At 73.4% G+C, this 16161-nt stretch carries 20 protein-coding genes, 1 tRNA gene and 1 riboswitch; of the genes, 11 read left to right on the forward strand and 10 right to left on the reverse strand.

Annotated features, from left to right (window positions below; genetic code table 11):
- Positions 1–118: 118 nt before the first annotated feature.
- Entirely contained in the window at positions 119–1240 is a 1122-nt protein-coding gene (locus ABT295_RS17335) for a citrate synthase 2 (protein WP_352395644.1), read from the reverse strand.
- A gap of 108 nt (positions 1241–1348) precedes the next feature.
- On the opposite strand from ABT295_RS17335, the gene ABT295_RS17340 reads away from it, so the two are divergent.
- Complete coding sequence (locus ABT295_RS17340; RefSeq protein ID WP_352395645.1) at positions 1349–1975, forward strand: pentapeptide repeat-containing protein; 627 nt, start codon at positions 1349–1351, stop codon at positions 1973–1975.
- A gap of 24 nt (positions 1976–1999) precedes the next feature.
- Here ABT295_RS17340 and ABT295_RS17345 read toward each other — a convergent pair whose 3' ends face one another.
- Positions 2000–2404: a hypothetical protein gene (locus ABT295_RS17345; RefSeq protein ID WP_352395646.1), complete on the reverse strand. Its 405-nt coding sequence runs from the start codon at positions 2402–2404 to the stop codon at positions 2000–2002.
- Between the two features lie 111 nt (positions 2405–2515).
- On the opposite strand from ABT295_RS17345, the gene pdxH reads away from it, so the two are divergent.
- Entirely contained in the window at positions 2516–3220 is a 705-nt protein-coding gene (gene pdxH / locus ABT295_RS17350) for a pyridoxamine 5'-phosphate oxidase (RefSeq protein WP_352395647.1), read from the forward strand.
- A gap of 166 nt (positions 3221–3386) precedes the next feature.
- Here the strand turns inward: pdxH and ABT295_RS17355 are convergent, their stop codons facing one another.
- Both ABT295_RS17355 and ABT295_RS17360 read right to left on the reverse strand, forming a co-directional pair.
- The gene (locus ABT295_RS17355; protein WP_352395648.1) at positions 3387–3569 is read right to left on the reverse strand and encodes a hypothetical protein; all 183 of its coding nucleotides are present in this window, start codon (positions 3567–3569) and stop codon (positions 3387–3389) included.
- A complete protein-coding gene (locus ABT295_RS17360; RefSeq protein ID WP_352395649.1) occupies positions 3566–4711 on the reverse strand; it encodes a hypothetical protein in 1146 nt (381 codons plus the stop codon). The genes ABT295_RS17355 and ABT295_RS17360 overlap by 4 nt, the downstream gene beginning before the upstream one ends.
- Positions 4712–4714: 3 nt before the next feature.
- Between ABT295_RS17360 and ABT295_RS17365 the strand changes: the two genes are divergently transcribed.
- From ABT295_RS17365 to ABT295_RS17385, 5 genes are all read left to right on the forward strand, one after another.
- Positions 4715–5053, forward strand: a complete 339-nt coding sequence (locus ABT295_RS17365) for a hypothetical protein (protein ID WP_352395650.1) — start codon at positions 4715–4717, stop codon at positions 5051–5053.
- Positions 5054–5131: 78 nt separating this feature from the next.
- Positions 5132–6382, forward strand: coding sequence for an MFS transporter (locus ABT295_RS17370; protein ID WP_352395651.1), 1251 nt, complete (start codon positions 5132–5134; stop codon positions 6380–6382).
- An 18-nt stretch (positions 6383–6400) separates the two neighbouring features.
- On the forward strand, positions 6401–7096 hold the full coding sequence (locus tag ABT295_RS17375; RefSeq protein ID WP_352395652.1) for an iron-dependent transcriptional repressor DtxR: 696 nt from the start codon (positions 6401–6403) through the stop codon (positions 7094–7096).
- A 182-nt stretch (positions 7097–7278) separates the two neighbouring features.
- Positions 7279–7455: riboswitch (cyclic di-AMP (ydaO/yuaA leader) on the forward strand.
- A gap of 3 nt (positions 7456–7458) precedes the next feature.
- Complete coding sequence (locus ABT295_RS17380; protein WP_352395653.1) at positions 7459–8322, forward strand: C40 family peptidase; 864 nt, start codon at positions 7459–7461, stop codon at positions 8320–8322.
- A gap of 100 nt (positions 8323–8422) precedes the next feature.
- Entirely contained in the window at positions 8423–9106 is a 684-nt protein-coding gene (locus tag ABT295_RS17385) for a DsbA family oxidoreductase (RefSeq protein ID WP_352395654.1), read from the forward strand.
- 74 nt (positions 9107–9180) lie between these two features.
- Here ABT295_RS17385 and ABT295_RS17390 read toward each other — a convergent pair whose 3' ends face one another.
- A complete protein-coding gene (locus tag ABT295_RS17390; RefSeq protein WP_352395655.1) occupies positions 9181–9789 on the reverse strand; it encodes a carboxymuconolactone decarboxylase family protein in 609 nt (202 codons plus the stop codon).
- A gap of 131 nt (positions 9790–9920) precedes the next feature.
- On the opposite strand from ABT295_RS17390, the gene ABT295_RS17395 reads away from it, so the two are divergent.
- Positions 9921–10394 carry a hypothetical protein gene (locus tag ABT295_RS17395; protein ID WP_352395656.1) on the forward strand — a complete coding sequence of 158 codons (474 nt, stop codon included), beginning with the start codon at positions 9921–9923 and terminating at the stop codon, positions 10392–10394.
- A 177-nt stretch (positions 10395–10571) separates the two neighbouring features.
- Here the strand turns inward: ABT295_RS17395 and ABT295_RS17400 are convergent.
- The 4 genes from ABT295_RS17400 to ABT295_RS21195 all read right to left on the reverse strand — a co-directional run bounded on the left by ABT295_RS17400 (position 10572) and on the right by ABT295_RS21195 (position 13028).
- Positions 10572–10647: transfer RNA gene (locus tag ABT295_RS17400), tRNA-Arg, on the reverse strand.
- A gap of 192 nt (positions 10648–10839) precedes the next feature.
- Positions 10840–11598, reverse strand: a complete 759-nt coding sequence (locus tag ABT295_RS17405) for a hypothetical protein (RefSeq protein WP_352395657.1) — start codon at positions 11596–11598, stop codon at positions 10840–10842.
- Entirely contained in the window at positions 11595–12200 is a 606-nt protein-coding gene (locus tag ABT295_RS17410; protein ID WP_352395658.1) for a helix-turn-helix domain-containing protein, read from the reverse strand. Before ABT295_RS17410 ends, ABT295_RS17405 begins: the two co-directional genes overlap by 4 nt.
- A gap of 465 nt (positions 12201–12665) precedes the next feature.
- Complete coding sequence (locus ABT295_RS21195) at positions 12666–13028, reverse strand: hypothetical protein (RefSeq protein ID WP_502991196.1); 363 nt, start codon at positions 13026–13028, stop codon at positions 12666–12668.
- Between the two features lie 564 nt (positions 13029–13592).
- Between ABT295_RS21195 and ABT295_RS17420 the strand changes: the two genes are divergently transcribed.
- The gene (locus ABT295_RS17420; protein WP_352395660.1) at positions 13593–13967 is read left to right on the forward strand and encodes a YciI family protein; all 375 of its coding nucleotides are present in this window, start codon (positions 13593–13595) and stop codon (positions 13965–13967) included.
- A gap of 64 nt (positions 13968–14031) precedes the next feature.
- On the opposite strand, the gene ABT295_RS17425 is transcribed toward ABT295_RS17420, so the two are convergent.
- Complete coding sequence (locus ABT295_RS17425; protein ID WP_352395661.1) at positions 14032–14598, reverse strand: helix-turn-helix domain-containing protein; 567 nt, start codon at positions 14596–14598, stop codon at positions 14032–14034.
- 46 nt (positions 14599–14644) lie between these two features.
- Here ABT295_RS17425 and ABT295_RS17430 point away from each other — a divergent pair, with 46 nt between their 5' ends.
- Both ABT295_RS17430 and ABT295_RS17435 read left to right on the forward strand, forming a co-directional pair.
- Positions 14645–15589, forward strand: coding sequence for a class I SAM-dependent methyltransferase (locus tag ABT295_RS17430; protein ID WP_352395662.1), 945 nt, complete (start codon positions 14645–14647; stop codon positions 15587–15589).
- 26 nt (positions 15590–15615) lie between these two features.
- Complete coding sequence (locus tag ABT295_RS17435; protein ID WP_352395663.1) at positions 15616–16158, forward strand: hypothetical protein; 543 nt, start codon at positions 15616–15618, stop codon at positions 16156–16158.
- Positions 16159–16161: the final 3 nt, after the last annotated feature.

Below are 16161 nucleotides of genomic sequence, written 5' to 3' on the forward strand. Positions count from 1 at the left end.
GGTTGCCTCCCGGTGTCTGGGTTCCTCCCAGCGAGGCTACGCGCGACCCGGCGTGCGTGCGCGCCGAGAGGTGGCGCGGCTCCGCCCGCTCCCGTATGCCGTCGCGACCCTGCCCGCGTCAGCGGCCGATGTCGTCGGTCCAGCCCGCGACGTCCTCGGGCCGGCGCGGGCCCTCGCCGACGTAGCGCGACGACGGCCGGATGAGCCGGCCGGTCTGCTTCTGCTCGAGGATGTGCGCCGACCAGCCCGCCGTCCGCGCGCACGAGAACATCGGCGTGAACATCGAGGCCGGCACCTGCGCGAAGTCGAGGATGACGGCGGCCCAGAACTCGACGTTCGTGGCGAGCACGCGGTCGGGCCGCCGGGCGTGCAGCTCCTCGAGGGCCGCCTTCTCGAGCGCGGCGGCGGCCTCGAAGCGGGGCGCGCCGAGGCGCTCGCAGGCGGCGCGCAGCACGCGGGCACGCGGGTCCTCGGCGCGGTAGACGCGGTGCCCGAAGCCCATCAGGCGCTCGCCCTTGTCGAGCACGCCCTTGACGTAGGCCGTGGCGTCGCCCTGCTCCTCGACGCCGTCGAGCATGTGCAGCACGCGCGAGGGGGCCCCGCCGTGGAGCGGCCCCGACATCGCCCCGACCGCGCCCGAGAGGGCGGCCGCGACGTCGGCGCCGGTCGAGGTGATGACGCGGGCGGTGAACGTCGAGGCGTTCATGCCGTGCTCGGCGGCCGAGACCCAGTAGGCGTCGACGGCCTCGACGTGCCTCGGGTCGGGCTCGCCGCGCCAGCGGATCATGAACCGCTCGGTGATGGTGCTCGCCTTGTCGACCTCGCGCTGCGGCACCATCGGCTTGTCGAGCCCACGCGCCGACTGCCCGACGAACGACAGCGCCATGACGGCGGCCCGGGCGAGGTTGTCGCGCACCTCCTCGGCGTCGACGTCGAGCGTCGGCCGGAAGCCCCACGCCGGCGCGAGCATCGCGAGCGCGGACTGGACGTCGACGCGCACGTCGCCGGTGTGCACCGGGAGCGGGTAGGGCTCCGCCGGTGGCAGGCCGGGCTCGAACGCGTTGTCGACGAGCAGGCCCCACACGTGGCCGAAGTCGACGTGGCCGACGAGGTCGTCGATGTCGACGCCGCGGTAGCGCAGCGCCCCACCCTCCTTGTCGGGCTCCGCGATGGTCGACTCGAAGGCGATGACGCCTTCCAGACCGGGCTTGAAGTCGGGGTCGGGCGTGCTGTCGGCCATGTCGGTCCTCGCTGTGCAGGCGGCTACCACCGCGGTCGGGTGCGAGCAGCCGGAGCGCACGACGTGGGAGGACGAGCGGGCGTCACCGGTGACTGCCAGAGTGAGCGTATGCCGTCAGCCGCCGACCAGACCGTGTTTCGTGACGCCGTGTTCAGCACGCGGGACGAGCACCACGACGCCGTCCGTTTCGAGGGCACCGACTTCACGGGGGCGCACGCCGAGGGCCACTCGTTCCTCGAGTGCTCCGTGCTCGGGGGCACGTTCGACGACGCCCACCTCGAGGGGTCGCGCTGGTCCGAGAGCGAGTGGCAGCGGGTCGGCGGGGTCTCCGTCAGCCTCGTCGAGGCGAGCCTCGTCGAGACCACCGTCGAGGGGTGCCGGCTCGCGGCCGTCTCGGCCTGGGGCTCGAGCTGGCGCGACGTCACGGTGCGCGGCGGCAAGGTCGACTTCCTCAACCTGCGCGGCGCCCGGCTCAAGGACGTCGCGTTCGTCGACTGCGTCGTCGTCGACCTCGACCTGCAGGAGGCGACGGTCGACGGCCTCACCTTCGAGGGGTGCACGCTCGTGCAGCCGGCGTTCGGCCGGGGCCGGTACGCCCGTCTCGACCTCTCCGGCGCCACCCTGCGGGCGCCCGTCGGGTTGGCCGGGCTGCGCGGCGCGACGCTGAGCCGGCCTCAGGTCATCGACCTCGCCGACGCGTTCGCGGCCGAGCTCGGCATCGACGTCAGGGACTGAGCCCGCGGCGCGCGGCAGGCGTGGTCAGTTGATCTGGTTCGGCTTGCCGCGGCGCAGGGCGGCGGTCGCGGCGTCCTTGGCGCGGTCGGTCGCGCGCACCTTGTCGCCGGGGCGGATGCGCTTGGTCAGGTCGGCCCGCTCGACGAGCGCCGCGGCCGGCAGGTCGGCCTGCGGGTGCACGCCGACCGGCTCGTCGCCGCTGAAGACGACCCAGTGCGACTGGTCGCCGCGGTAGACCTTGAGGATGCTGCCGTCGGCGAGCGACGTCGCGTGCGCCATCGCCTGGCGGCGGGCCCGCTCGCTCGAGATCGCCTTGTTGGCGGCCTCCTTGGCGGGCTCGCGCAGGGCCTGCGTGGCGACCCAGATCTGCGGGCCGTACTTGATGCCGAGCTTGACGCCCTGGGTGACGATCCTGGCCTTGCCTGCCATCGGGGAACTCCTCCGGTCGGGCCCGGTCGTGCCGGGCTCGTCGCACGGGTCCGCGCACGCCGTGGCCTGACGTCCGCGCGGGCCTCCTGCAGCCAACCCTAGTCTGGGGTCATGGACACCTCACCCTCTGCGGGACTGCCGGCCGTGCGCCGGGTCGACTACCGCGGCGACGGCCTCGTCGAGTCCGACGTCGCCGCGTCGCCCTTCCTGCAGGCGCGGGCCTGGATCGACGCGGCCCTGGCCGCCGCCGACGAGCGCGACGACGTGCCCGAGCCGACCGCGATCTCGGTGGCGACCGTGGACGAGTCGGGGGCGCCGGACGTGCGCACCGTGCTCATGCGCTTCTTCGACGAGCGCGGCCCGGGCTTCGTGACGAACCTCGAGTCGGCCAAGAGCCGCGAGCTGCAGGCCGATCCGCGCGTCGCCGCGGCCCTCACCTGGCCGGCGATCTACCGGGCGATCCGCTTCCGGGGCCGGGCCGAGCTCGTCGGCCGCGACGAGGTCGAGGCCTACTTCGACTCCCGGCCCTACGGCTCGCGCCTCTCGGCGTGGGCGTCCGACCAGTCCCGGCCGGCGGCCGACCGGGCCGAGCTCGAGCGCCGGTGGCAGGAGGCGCTCGAGCGCTTCCCCGACACCGGCAGCGACCGTGACGTGCCGGTGCCCGACTTCTGGGGCGGCTGGCGGGTCGTCTGCGACGAGGTCGAGTTCTGGGCCGGGCGGAGCAACCGCCTGCACGACCGGATCGTCTTCCGCCGCACCGGCGAGGGCACCCTGGCCGACCCCGACGCCTGGACCCGCCTGCGCCTGCAGCCCTGACGGCCCTCGCCCGAACCGGACGAGGGAACAGGGCAGTCCGACGTGGTCGGACTGCCCTGCTTCATCCTGGGATGTGGGTGGGGACGCGACTATCGCGTGGCCACCTCACACGTTCCGGAAGAAATCACTTCTCGGATCACCTCCCTTCTGGGTCGATGGCTCGACGTTACGTCGCGTCGGAATCGGGCGGCAAGGGTTTTTCCGGCTGGTCTCGCTCCGCGGCCCGGTAGCGGCGGATCCGGCGCACCGCCACGGCGAGCGCGACGACGGCGACGACGGCGAGCGCCACGACGAGCATGGGGCCCCACGCGTACTCCGGCGGCGCCGCGGCGTCCGCGGGGACGGTCACGGGCCCACCTCGGGATCGAGCGCGACCGCCGGTGCGGTCTCGGGCCGCAAGTCGAGGCCCTGCCCGGCTCCGCCGCCTCCGACCCCACCGCCGACGGGCGCGGTCCCGGCCCGCCCGGAGCCGGTTTGGGTCCCGGCCCCGCTGCCACCGGGGGACGCCGTCGCCTGGCGTGCGGCCGCGCCACCGACGAGCAGGGCGAGCAGCACGGGCAGCTCGAGGTAGGCGTGGTAGCTCGCGAGCGCGGCATACACGGCCTTGCCCTGGGTGAAGTCGAGCCCGAAGAGCACCGCGAAGAGGGCGGCCGCCACGAAGCCGGCCGCCCAGAGGCGTGGGCCGGTCAGCCATGGCGCGCGTGACTCGAAGGCGGCCGACGCGTCCGGGGCGACGCGGGGCATCAGGGCGACCCACACGACGTAGTGCATGGTCTGCATGAAGGCGAAGACCGCGAGCACCCGCATGCCGAGGACCGTGGCGGCCTCGCCCGGTGGGGCGCTCGCGGCGAGCACCGACTGACCGTCCCCGACGACGCTGCGCACGATGCCGGGGTCGGTGCCGAGGGAGCCGTCGAGCAGCCCGCTCAGCAGCACGGCCGGCACGACGAGCACCCAGAGCAGCTGCACGGCCCGGAACGACCGGCTCCAGCGGCGCGAGGCGATCCGGCGCGACCACTCCCAGAGGAACACGAGCGGCACGACGTTGTGCAAATGGGTCAGCACGACAAAGTGGTAGGCCGGGAACGACAGGGACGCGATGGCCGCGACGGCGATGACGCCCCAGGCCACGTGCCGGCGACGGCCCCGCAGGCCGCGCTGCGCCGCGACGGCGAGGATGGCGTAGCCGAGCACCACCTCGGCGAGCTGGGCGGGCCGGCCGACGACTCCGACGAGCAGCCGGCACACGACGATGCCGGTGATGAGGCCGACGAGCAGGTCGAGGAAGGGCCGGCCGAGCACGCCCGGGAAGCGGCCGACGACGTAGCGGATCTCGAGGAGGTTGTGCAGGATGCCGAAGAGGATGAGGCCGATCACGGCCGTCGCCATCGGCGAGCCCAGAGCCGCGGCGAGGGCGGCCGCGACGGCCCCGAGCACGAGGAGCGTGACGGTGCGCGCAGGAGGCGACGGCGGCGCGGCGGCGGACGTCACGCGATGATCCCTCGCGCGCTCGCGGCGCTCGCGCTGACGCTCGCGGCCGAGCTGCCCGTCCTCGTCGTGCCGGCCCGGCTCGCCGGCTGGGCGAGCGGACGCGTGGCGGTCGCCGGGGCGGTCGCGGTCAACGTGCTGACCCAGCCGCTGCTCTTCGCGGCATCGACCGCCTTCGGGTCGCCGGGGCGCCTGCTGGCCGCCGAGGCGGTCGTCGTCGCCGTCGAGACCGCGCTGCTGCGCTGGGCGTGGCGGGTGCGCGGGCGCCAGGGCGTGGTGACGCTGGCGTGCGCGGTCCTCGCCGCCAACGCCACCTCCACCGCCCTGGGGCTGCTCGTGCTCTGAGTCCCGGTCACGGAGCAATGCTTCCGCCGGCGTGCTGGGGCGGCCACCCGAGAAACCCAATCGTTAGGGTCCTGTGGCGTGACCGAGATTTCGGGGGAGACCCCGCCCGAGCAGGGCGGACGGCTGCGCGCGATCGCGCTGTCGGCATACGGCCCCACGCTGCTCGGCTCGACGGGGGCCGGCGCGGTCTCGCCGATCGTGGCCGTCTCGGCCCGCGAGCTCGGTGCCTCGGTCGGGGTCGCTGCGCTCCTCGTCGCGATGATGGGCGTCGGGCAGCTGCTCGGCGACCTCCCCTCGGGCGCCCTCGCCGCACGCATCGGCGAGCGGCGGGCGCTGCTCGCGGCCGCCGTCATCGAGGCCGTCGGCATGCTGCTGGCCGCGCTCGCCGGCGGGCTCGTGCAGCTCTTCGCCGGCGTGCTCGTCATCGGGCTCGCCGGCTCGCTCTTCGGGCTGGCCCGGCAGGCCTACCTCACCGAGGCCGTGCCCGTCGCGCTGCGTGCCCGCGCCCTCTCCACGCTCGGCGGGGTGCACCGCATCGGCTACTTCGTCGGACCGTTCATCGGCTCCCTCGTCATCGGGCGGTGGGGCATCGGGTCGGCGTATGCCATCGGCGTCGTCGCGAGCGCCGCGGCCTTCACGCTCGTGCTCCTCGCGCCCGACATCACGGCGCGCCACGACGAGGGCGCGCTGCGGTCCGCGCCGCGCAGCGTGGCCTCGGTGCTGCTCCAGCACCGGCACGTCCTGCTCACCCTCGGCACGGGCGCCATGTGCGTGGCCGGGGCGCGCGCGATCCGCGAGGCGCTCGTGCCGCTCTGGGCCGAGTCGGTCGGCTTCTCCCCGGCGCAGACCTCGCTCGTCTTCGGCGTGGCCGGCGCCATCGACATGGCGCTCTTCTACCCCTCGGGCTGGCTGATGGACCGCTACGGCCGCGTCGCCGCCGCGGTGCCGAGCATGCTCGTGCTCGGCCTCGGCATGGCGCTGCTGCCGCTCGCGACGAGCCTCGTGGCGGTGACGGCGGCGGCGACGGTGCTCGGCATCGGCAACGGGCTCGGGGCGGGGCTCATCATGACCCTGGGGGCGGACGCGTCCCCGGCGGACGGCCGGGCCCAGTTCCTCGGCGGCTGGCGGCTCTGCGCCGACCTGGGAAGGGCCGCGGGCCCGCTGGTGTTGTCAGGGCTGAGCGCCGTCATGACCCTCGGTGCGTCGGCCGTCGTGCTCGGCGCCGGGGCGGTCGTCGGCGCCGGCTGGCTGCGCCTCTGGGTGCCGCGGCACGACCCCACCCGCCGCGGGACCGGGGGCCGCCCACGTGCGGCACCCGAGGCTCCCTGATTCTGAGAAGGTATGACCGTGACGGACCTGATCGACACCACCGAGATGTACCTGCGCACGATCTACGAGCTCGAGGAGGAGGGCATCGTCCCGTTGCGCGCGCGCATCGCCGAGCGCCTCGGCCACTCGGGCCCGACGGTGTCGCAGACGGTGGCGCGCATGGAGCGCGACGGGCTCGTGGCCGTGTCGGGCGACCGCCACCTCGAGCTGTCGGACCACGGGCGGCTGCTCGCCACCCGCGTCATGCGCAAGCACCGGCTCGCCGAGCGCCTCCTCGTCGACGTCATCGGCCTCGAGTGGGAGTACGCGCACGACGAGGCGTGCCGCTGGGAGCACGTCATGTCGGAGAAGGTCGAGCGCAAGATCCTCGGCCTCATCGGCGAGGGGCTCGAGTCGCCCTACGGCAACCCGATCCCCGGTCTCGACGAGCTGGGCGTGCGCCAGGACGAGGACTTCCTCACCGGCCTGCGCACCCTGACCGCGGCCGTCGGCGACGCCCCGTCGGTCGTGACGATCCGCCGCATCGGTGAGCCCGTGCAGGTCGACCCCGAGGCCCTCGCGCTGCTGACGAGCGCCGGAGTCGTGCCCGGCGCCCGCGTCGAGGTGGTGCGCGACGGGACGCGCGTCGTGGCCGTGCGCGAGGGCAGCGAGCCCTCGACCGGTGTCTCGCTGCCGGCCGACGTCGCGGTCCACGTCTTCTGCCAGGCCGCCTGAGCCCCGGCCGGAGCGGCCGCCGAGGGGCCGCTGCACCCGCTCCACACCCGCTCCACACCCCCTCGGGACGTGCCCGGGACACCTGTGGACGGAAAGTGACAAGACCGTGACCATTGGGTACGGTTGGCGGGCTCGCTCTCCCCGTCGAGTGGGCGCCCCGGGTCGGACCGCCGAGTCCTGCCATCGACCAGGGGCCCAGTTCGAACACCATGGCAGGAGCGGGGGACCCACCGTTCTCCGGGCGTCGTGAGACGCCCTCGGGGTGAAGCCCTCCACGGACCGATGCCGGTCCGAGCGAAGGCCGGGTAGTACCTCAAGCCCGAACCCGACAGCTCACCTCGTAGGCGTCGAGAGGTCAACCTGTGGCTCAGAACGTTCCCGGGCGCCATCGCGCCCCCGGTCGCTTCAACGCGATCTCCGAGCTGAAGACGATCGCCCGGGAGTCAGCGCAGCCCGCCGTCAAGGGTGCGGCGATCGTGGCCGCCTCGGGTGGCCTCGTCGCGACGTTCGCCAACCCGGCCAGCGCCAGCGCTGCCGACGGCTCGAACAGCCCCGTGGCCGGTGTCAGCGTCTCCGGTGCCGCGGCCGTCGGCCCGGCCGCAGGCACGGTCACCGCCCCGAGCGCGCTGTCCGCGATCGGCTACGCCAAGCCGGCCCTCAAGGCCAAGGTCAAGCCGGTCGTCATCGAGGACGTCAAGGTCAAGCGCGAGCGCGCCCAGGCCAAGGCCGAGAAGGCCGCCGCCGAGCGTGCGGCCGAGCGCGCCGCCGCCCGTGAGGCCGCTGCCGCCCGCGACACGAGCTCGTCCTCGTCCGGCTCGAGCTCGTCCAGCTCCAGCTCCAGCTCTCGCGCCTCGCGCTCGTCGAGCCGCGCCGCCCTCAACGCCCCCGCGCCGAGCGCCTCGGGCATCGTCGGCATCGCGCAGGCCTACTCCGGCGTCCCGTACGTCTACGGCGGCACGACGCCCAACGGCTTCGACTGCTCGGGCTTCACCTCCTTCGTCTACCGCCAGGCCGGCATCTCGATCCCGCGCACGGCCTCCGCGCAGGCCCGCGCCGCCACGCCGGTCAGCGACCCGCGCCCCGGCGACCTCGTCTTCTTCGGCTCGCCGATCTACCACGTGGGCATCTACGTCAGCCCCGGCCGGATGATCGACGCGCAGCGTCCCGGCACGACGACGGGCAACCACTCCATCTGGACGACGCCGTCGTCGTACGGCCGCATCTGAGCGGTCGCTCCCGCCAGACCTTCGCGCTGCGCCCCCACCGGTCACCGGTGGGGGCGCAGCGCCGTACGGGGCCCCGGACGGCCCGTGGTTGACTGAGTCGATGACCGACCAGCCTGCTGCCGAGTCCACGACCGTCATCGAGCTCGACCTGTGGGGCGACCTCACCTGCCCCTACTCGTGGATCGTCAAGCGGCGCCTCGAGGCGGCCGTGCACGGCTTCGAGCGGCCCAGCGACGTGACGGTACGGCTCCGGTCGTTCGAGCTCGACCCCGACCTGGCGGTGGGCGGCGGCGTGCCGGTGCGCGAGCACCTCTCGGTGCGCCACGGGGGCGACGCCGGTGCCGGGCACCTGATGAACGCCCGCGCGAGCGAGCTCGCCGAGGCCGACGACCTCGTCTTCGACTGGGACCGCGCCGTGCGGGCGAACACCTTCGACGCGCACCGGCTGTGTGCCCTCGCGGGCGAGATGGGTGGCCCGGCCCTCCGGGGCGCGGCCACCGAGCGCTTCCACGCCGCCCACTTCGGCGAGGGGCTCGCGCTCGACGACCACGAGGTGCTGCAGCGACTGGCCGCGGAGTGCGGCCTCGACGAGCGCCGGGTCTCCTCCGTGCTCGCCTCGGACGAGTACGCCGACCAGGTGCGCGCCGACGAGCAGCAGGCGAGGTCGCTCGGCGTCACCGCGACGCCCTTCGTGCTCGCCAACGGGTATGCCGCCGTGACCGGTGCGCGCCCCACCGACGACTACCTCGCGCTGCTGCGCGGCGTCGCCACCCAGAGCGTCTGACAGCTCGCCGCCGCGGGTCGGGCGGAGGGCGCGGAGCGAGCCGACGGCATACGTGGTCGGCGCGACGGGCGGTGTCAGGAGGGGCGGTCGGCGGGCGGGCGCCCGAACGACACGGCGTCGCGCACCGTCGGGGAGGCGTCGTCGCGCAGCTGGCGGTCGGGGCGCACGCCGAGGGCGTCGTTGACGAGCGAGAACGCGCGCCGGAGCGCGACGAACGCCGTGATCGCGAAGATCTGCCGGTCGCCGAAACCGGCCGCGCGCAGCGGCTGGAGGTCGTCGGCGGTCGTCGCGTTGGCGTCGCGGGTGACGGTGCGCGCCCAGGTGGCTAGGGCGGCGTCGGCGGGCTCGAGACCTGCGTCGTCGTGGTGCAGGACCGAACCCGCGACGGCGTCGCCGGCCTCGATGGCGAGCCGGCCGCCCCATGCGAGGGAGCAGTAGGAGTCGCCGGCGGTCGAGGCCATCGCCGAGACGAGGATGCCGCGCTGGCGGAAGGTGAGCCCGCCGACGCGCGCGAGGTCGGCGAGCAGCTCGAAGAGCCGGTCGTGCGCGGCCGGGGAGTGCGCCCAGACGCGGCTGAGGTTCATGACGTAGCCGTGGTCGGCGACGTCGCTGTCGTAGTACGCCTGGATCTCGGGCGTGACCTCCGGCTCGGTGAGGAAGCCGTGGTCGGGGTGCTCTGCCATGGGTGCTCGTCTCGCTCGGTGCCGGTCTCCCTCGATGGTGGCACCACGACGGGCGGTGGGGTGGGCGGTTGACGCATCCCCGTGGGCGCGGGACGGTGAGGCGAGAGGTGCGTCTGCGGGACGGGGGAGACATGCGTCGCAGGACGGTGGCGGTGGTTGCCGCCGTGGTCGTGGGGGTCGTCGGGCTCACCGGCCTCGTCGGGGTGCTGCTCGGGCGCGCCGGGGTCGGGCCGCTGCGCGACGAGCCCGCCCGCGTGTCGCTGGCGCCGGTCGGCGTGCAGCTGCTCGGCGAGGGCGGAGACCCATTGGTGGTGATGGTGGTGTTCCCGTGGACCCAGGACGGCATCTGCGTCGGCCAGGTCGCGGTCGCGGCGTCGGAGACGGCGTCGGCCGTGTCGGTCGAGCAGGTGACGGGCTTCGCCGAGCCGCAGGGGCGGGCCTGCGCGGGCGTCGGGACCGACGGCCGGACCGCTTCGGTCGAGCTGCGGCTCGCCTCGCCGCTCGGCGAGCGCGCCGTGACGCGTCGGGTCGACGGCGCTGCGGTGCCGGTGACGCGGCCGTGCGAACGCGACGGCGTGGCGTCGTGGTGCCCCCGGTCCACCTGACGCGTCGGGCGGGCGTCGGCGGCCGGCGTCGCGCCCTGCGATGGATGGCCGGACGGATGATGCTGCCGATGAACCTGCATCTGATGGGGTGATCACCCCACCGGATGCACCTTCATCCGCAGCATCATCGGCAGGTTCATCCCGGCTGCGCGTTGCGGCCGGCGACCGATGCTGCTGTGGTGCCCCCGGCAGGATTCGAACCTGCGACACCCGCTTTAGGAGAGCGGTGCTCTATCCCCTGAGCTACGAGGGCGGGGCATGCCTGAAATCCTCGATGGAAACCTCGCTGCAAGGGTCGTTGTAACCCTCGCTGTTACGAGGCCCTGTCGGGCCGGCCAACGGGAGACAGGCTACTGGACCCGGGCTGCGATCCAGCGCATGGCCTCCCTCGGTGCCGACATACGTGCTGCCCGGGGGCCTCGGCGTACGACTCTCGACCGCTTGGCTAGGACCTCAGCAGCGCGGACACGGTGATGGCCCCCTGCACTGCGACTCCGGGGAAGGGGCTGTAGTCGACAGAGTCTTCGAGCACATCTGGCAGCATCACGATGAACTCATACTCGAAGCCACTCGGCAGCAGGCCGGCCTCGATCGGAGGCATGCGGAAGCGTAGAGACAGTCGCGGACCGTCGGGTGCCGGGGAGATCGTGGCCTCGGCCCGGACGGCTTGAGCCAAGGTGCCTCGGGCCACCTCTTCGGGGCTGGTCCGAGCGCGTTCCACCAGTGCGAGCAGACCGTCGATGACACGATCGAGGCGCTGGTGCCCGCCGCGTTCGTCAGCGAGGTCGAGGTAGTCCTGCGTGCTGGGCATGAGCTGGTTGTCCCCACCGGCTCCGCGCGTCTCCGCCGTGCCGGCGCGGCTCACGAACAGGCTGTAGTCGTGCTCGGGCGTGAAGCCAAGAAGCCAGACCACGGCGTGCGCAGTGTCGTACCAGGTGACGGCGCGCTGGCCGTCCCGACCGTCCAGTTTGTAGATGTCCGCGCGATGCACCTTCGACAGCGGAGCCTCAGTCCCGCGAGGGTCTAGCGCGCGCATTTTCGCGAACTTCTCCACGATGTCCGGGTACCCCGTCACAGCGGCGACGCCGTCGAGGTCTGCCGCACCGCACGCCTTCGCGCCCAGGTCTTCCAACGCCCGTAGGGTCAGTCTCAGTTCGTACTCGCCATCCAGCGGGTCAGGCCACTCGTGGTCCGCCAACGTCACGATAGGCGCTTCGGCGTGCTGGCCGCCTCCGCGGCCTGACGGGCGTCCGACCTGCGCTGCCGTTCCATCACCGCGTGCAGAGCAGTGCGGTCTCCACCACGCGCGGCCAGCGCCGCCGCGCGGCGCTCCTCCCGAGTTGGGGGCTCGTCGAGATCGACCCCCGCCTGCGTCAGACTATCGCGCACGCGCGCCGCCTCTGCCCGGGCATCCTCTGCTGCTCGGCGACGTGCGTCCCGCAAGGCAAGGACTTCCTCACGCCGGTAGCGGTGATGAGAGCCCACGCGGTGGTCCTCGAGCAGGCCGGAGCTAGCCCACCGGACAACTGTCGGTCGGGACACGCCAAGAAGTGCGGCGGCTTCCTCGGGCGAGACCATGCGCTCGGTCGTTGTCGTCGTGTCGTGGTGTTCCAGAAGCGCTGCGACGCCACGAACATCGTCCTCGGAGGCTGCCAACAGCATCGCCACAACGCGACCGCCCAGTTCCGTCAGTGGGACCGAGTCTCCAGCGGCCGTCACCGTCGCCCGGGCATGCCGCTTGGCCACCGCGGTCTGGAACGATGACACGTGTGCGCCGCTGGCCACCAGCGGGTTCACCGAAGACATGGAGACTCCTCACTAACTGGAACAACTGAACATGATAGTGCGCTTCCGAGGTGCGTCTGTCAATGGTCCGCCCAGGCCGCGGTGAGGGAAGGTCTGGAAGGGCCTCTGGCATCGGCCGGCGTCCCCTCTCGCCCCCAGCGGCGACGGCCACCAGACGCACCGTCAGCGGCAAGAGAGGATGTTCTCGTGAATCGACTCGTCCTGTGGTGGGGCGCCTTGGCCGCGTCGATCGTCTTCGTCGTCTCCGCGCTGACGAACAAGTCCGGTACCTGCGTTGACGCTGCTGACGCCGCCGCCTCGTCCTGCAGCACTAAGGGTTCTGGCGGTCTACTCCTGGTGGCGGTGGCTGCTTTGGGGCTGTCCCTCTGGATGCTCAGGCGCGCCCATCGCGCTCGTCGCCGGTAGGCACGCGCTATCGCGCATTCCCGTCCGCGGAACGGAATCTGCGACAGTGGCGTGCTTCTGTCAACCGGATGCTCGGCGCCTGAAGATGTGCAACCCAAGAGACGTGGCCATCATGACGCCGCCCATGGCGGTGAAGGCGACTGGTCCCTCGAAGCCGGTGCCGTAATCGGCGCTCTGGCAGTTGACGTCCGGGTAATCCCGCTCGTAGAGAACCTGAACCGTGTCGCCTTTGGCAGGCCCTCCGAGCACGTCCTGCGTGGAGCAGCTGACTGCAGTTCCGTCCGGGAGCACATACCGCAGCGAGTAGCTGAACGCCGACTTGACGCGGGTGACGTCGACAACCTCGGCCTGAGTAGTGACGCCGTTGTCTCGGAGGCCTTGCACGCTGCTGAAGCCTGCGAGTCCGAGCAGCAGGCCGAGCATGCCTCCGAGGGCTAGGCCCAGAACCGACTTCTGCCCTCCGGGCGGAGCAGTTCGGCGGTAGGGGGCACCCCTGTGGCGTCCAGGAGGGGGCTCACTTCTCACGGCGTCACGATAGATCAGCGGATCCAGCACCTCAGCAACCGCAGGCAAGCCATCCGCTGCGGCGTCGCCCGTGCCGTGCCGCAGACGTCCGACCATCGGCATGACAGGAATAGTGCTTCCGCGTTCCGCCCGCGCACTGGACTCAACCCAGGCTGGCGGGCAAGCACCCGCCGGGTCCGCCGCGTCGCCGCAGGTCAGGGACTTTCAGCCATACGCCACGAGGGCGGCGGGGACAGGTTACTGGACCGCCGGCCCTGCTCGTGCAGGGCGCCGGGCCGCGCCGACACACGAAGTGTGTGGCCCCGGGCTGCGCCAGGGTCGCGCGGCACCGACCGGGCGCACCTGCTGTGTCGCGCGGGACGTGGATCCGATCTCCTGCGCGTCAGGTGTCCGATCGGCCGGTTCCTGTTCGTAGCGTAAGTAGCGGCAGGCACCGGGTCTGCCCGACGAAGAGGAGCAGGGATGCCTCAGTACCTCATCTACTTCAACCAGCAGTGGGTCGGCGACCACGACGAGGCGTGGTTCGGCACGCGGGTCGAGCCGGCCACGGCCGTGGTGCGGGACATGCAGGAGCAGGGCGTCCTGGTCTACGCCGGCGGGCTCGTCGAGGAGCTCGAGGAGGCGGCCAGCGCGGACGCCACGAGCGGCGAGCTCGTCGTCACCGACGGGCCCTACGTCGAGACGAAGGAGTGGCTCGGCGGGCTCACCATCGTCGACGTTCCCGACGACGAGACGGCCCGGATGTGGGCCGGGCGAGTGGCGGAGGGCTGCGGCTGGCCGCAGGAGGTGCGCCGCTTCAAGGGCGGCTCACTCCAGGCGGTCTCGACCGGCAGCTGAGGGCTCGGGCGCCGGACCGGCCGCACGAAGCCGGCCGGGTCCGGCGCCACTCGGCCGTGGTCGCTCAGGCGTCGAGGTGAGTGCGGCGACCCTCGCGGTCGAGCACGACGATGATCTCGACCGGGCCGTCGGGCGCGGTGATGGCGTGCGGCTCCATCGTCGAGAACTGCGCCGACTCGCCCTCCTCGACGAGCACCACGCGGTCCCCGAGGTGCAGGCGCGCCGTGCCGGACAGCACGGTGAACCACTCGTGCCCCGGGTGCACGCCGAGCGAGCCGCCGCGGCGCGTCTTCGCCGTGATGCGCATCTTCGCGACGACGAGGCCGTTGGGGGCGTCCTCGCGGGTGAGCAGCCACGTCGTGTGGCCGTGGGCGGCGTTGCGCCGCGGTTTGATCACGACGTCGTCGTCGCGCGCCATCTCGACGAGCTCGTCGATCGTCGTGCCGAGCGCCCGGGCGATGGGCACGAGCTGGTCGATGGCGATGCGGCGGTGGCCGGTCTCGAGGCGGCTCAGCGTCGACGGGCTCATCGCGCAGCGTGCGGCCAGCACGTCGAGCGACCAGCCCCGGGCGAGCCGCAGCCCCCGGATCCGTGCGCGGATGACCGCCTCGACCTCCGCCTCTTGCTGCATGCGCAAGAGTGTATGCCGGCAGCGCAAACCCCTCTACCGTGGGGTCATGAGCCACCCCCGTCACACGCCCCCGCTCGGCAAGCACGTCGGCGAGCACGTCGGCGAGCACGCCGATCGGCACGCCCACACCCATGACCACGCGCACGGGCACGACGGCGGCGACGACGCCGGCGCCCTGGACGACCTCCTCGACCTCGACGGCCAGGTGCTGTCCGGCGCCTGGGACTCCGCCCTCGACCGGACCGTGGCGGCGCTCCACGCCGACAGCGACGACGCCTCGGCCGGCCTCCACGTCGTCGACCTCGGCGCCGGCACGGGCACCGGCTCCCTCGGCCTCGCCCGGCGGCTGCCGGCGGCCGAGGTCGTGGCCGTCGACGTGTCGGGGCCGTCCCTGGCCCGGCTCACCGCCGCCGCCGCCGCGCACGGGCTCGGCGACCGGGTGCGCACGCTCGTCGCCGACCTCGACGAGGGCTGGCCCGACCTCCCTGCCGTCGACCTCACGTGGGCCTCGATGTCGCTCCACCACCTCGCCGACCCGGTGCGGGTGCTGGCGCAGCTGCACGAGCACACCCGCAGCGGGGGAGTCGTGGCCGTGTGGGAGTTCGACGAGCCGCTGCGTTTCCTGCCCGAGGACCTCGGGGTCGGCCGCCCGGGCCTCGAGGACCGGATGCTCGAGGTGCTTGCAGGCGAGCACGCGGCCGCCGTTCCGCTCATCGGCTCGCCGTGGCCCGCGCTGCTCGCCGACGCCGGTTGGACCGTCCTCGACCAGCACGAGGTCGTCGTCGACGAGCCGTCGCCGACGCACCCGCTCGCCGGGCGTTACGCCCGGGGCTGGTTCGACCGGCTCGCCCGCGGCCTCGACGCCCGCCTCGCCCCCGAGGACGCCTCCGCCCTCGCCGCCCTCCTCGACGACACCGGTCCGCACGCCCTGCTCACCCGGGCCGACCTGCACCTGCGCGGCACCCGGACCCTGACGATCGCCCGCCGCTGAGGCTCGCCCGGCGGCATGATGGGCCCATGAGGCGTCGGGGCAGGGGCGGGGTCGTGGTCGCGGGCGTCGGGGTGGCGCTGCTCGCCGGGTGCGGCTCGAGCGCGTCGCCCGGTGCCGAGGGCGACTCGACCCCGGTGCCGTCCGCCGGTGGCTACGGCTGGGTCGCCTTCGACCCGCCGCCCGGTGCCACCGACGCGAGCGACGCCCGGCTCGTCGCGCACACCCCTCCCGACGCGCTCGAGCTGGCCGGCCTGCGGCTCCCCGAGGGCGCCGACGTGCGGCAGGTGGCGACCCAGACGGTCGCGGGGAAGGCCGAGAGCTTCCTCTTCGTCGTCCGCACCGACCGTGCCACGGCGGAGGGCGTCTGCGACCAGGCCGCACTCGGTGGCGCCCACGTCGTCGCCTCGATCCCCGGTGACGCCGCCGCGAGCATGGTCGACCCCGTCGTCGGACCGGCCTCGCGGTGGTGCGCCCGCGCCGACACGGCCGGCGACCGCTGGGAGCGCTACGTGCTCATCGCCCCGGGCGACCCCGCGACGGTGCAGATCTCCGTGCAGCGCCCCCGCTGAGCC

The sequence above is a fragment of the Terrabacter sp. NPDC000476 genome (assembly GCF_040300125.1).
In the GTDB taxonomy this organism is placed as follows: Bacteria; Actinomycetota; Actinomycetes; order Actinomycetales; family Dermatophilaceae; genus Terrabacter.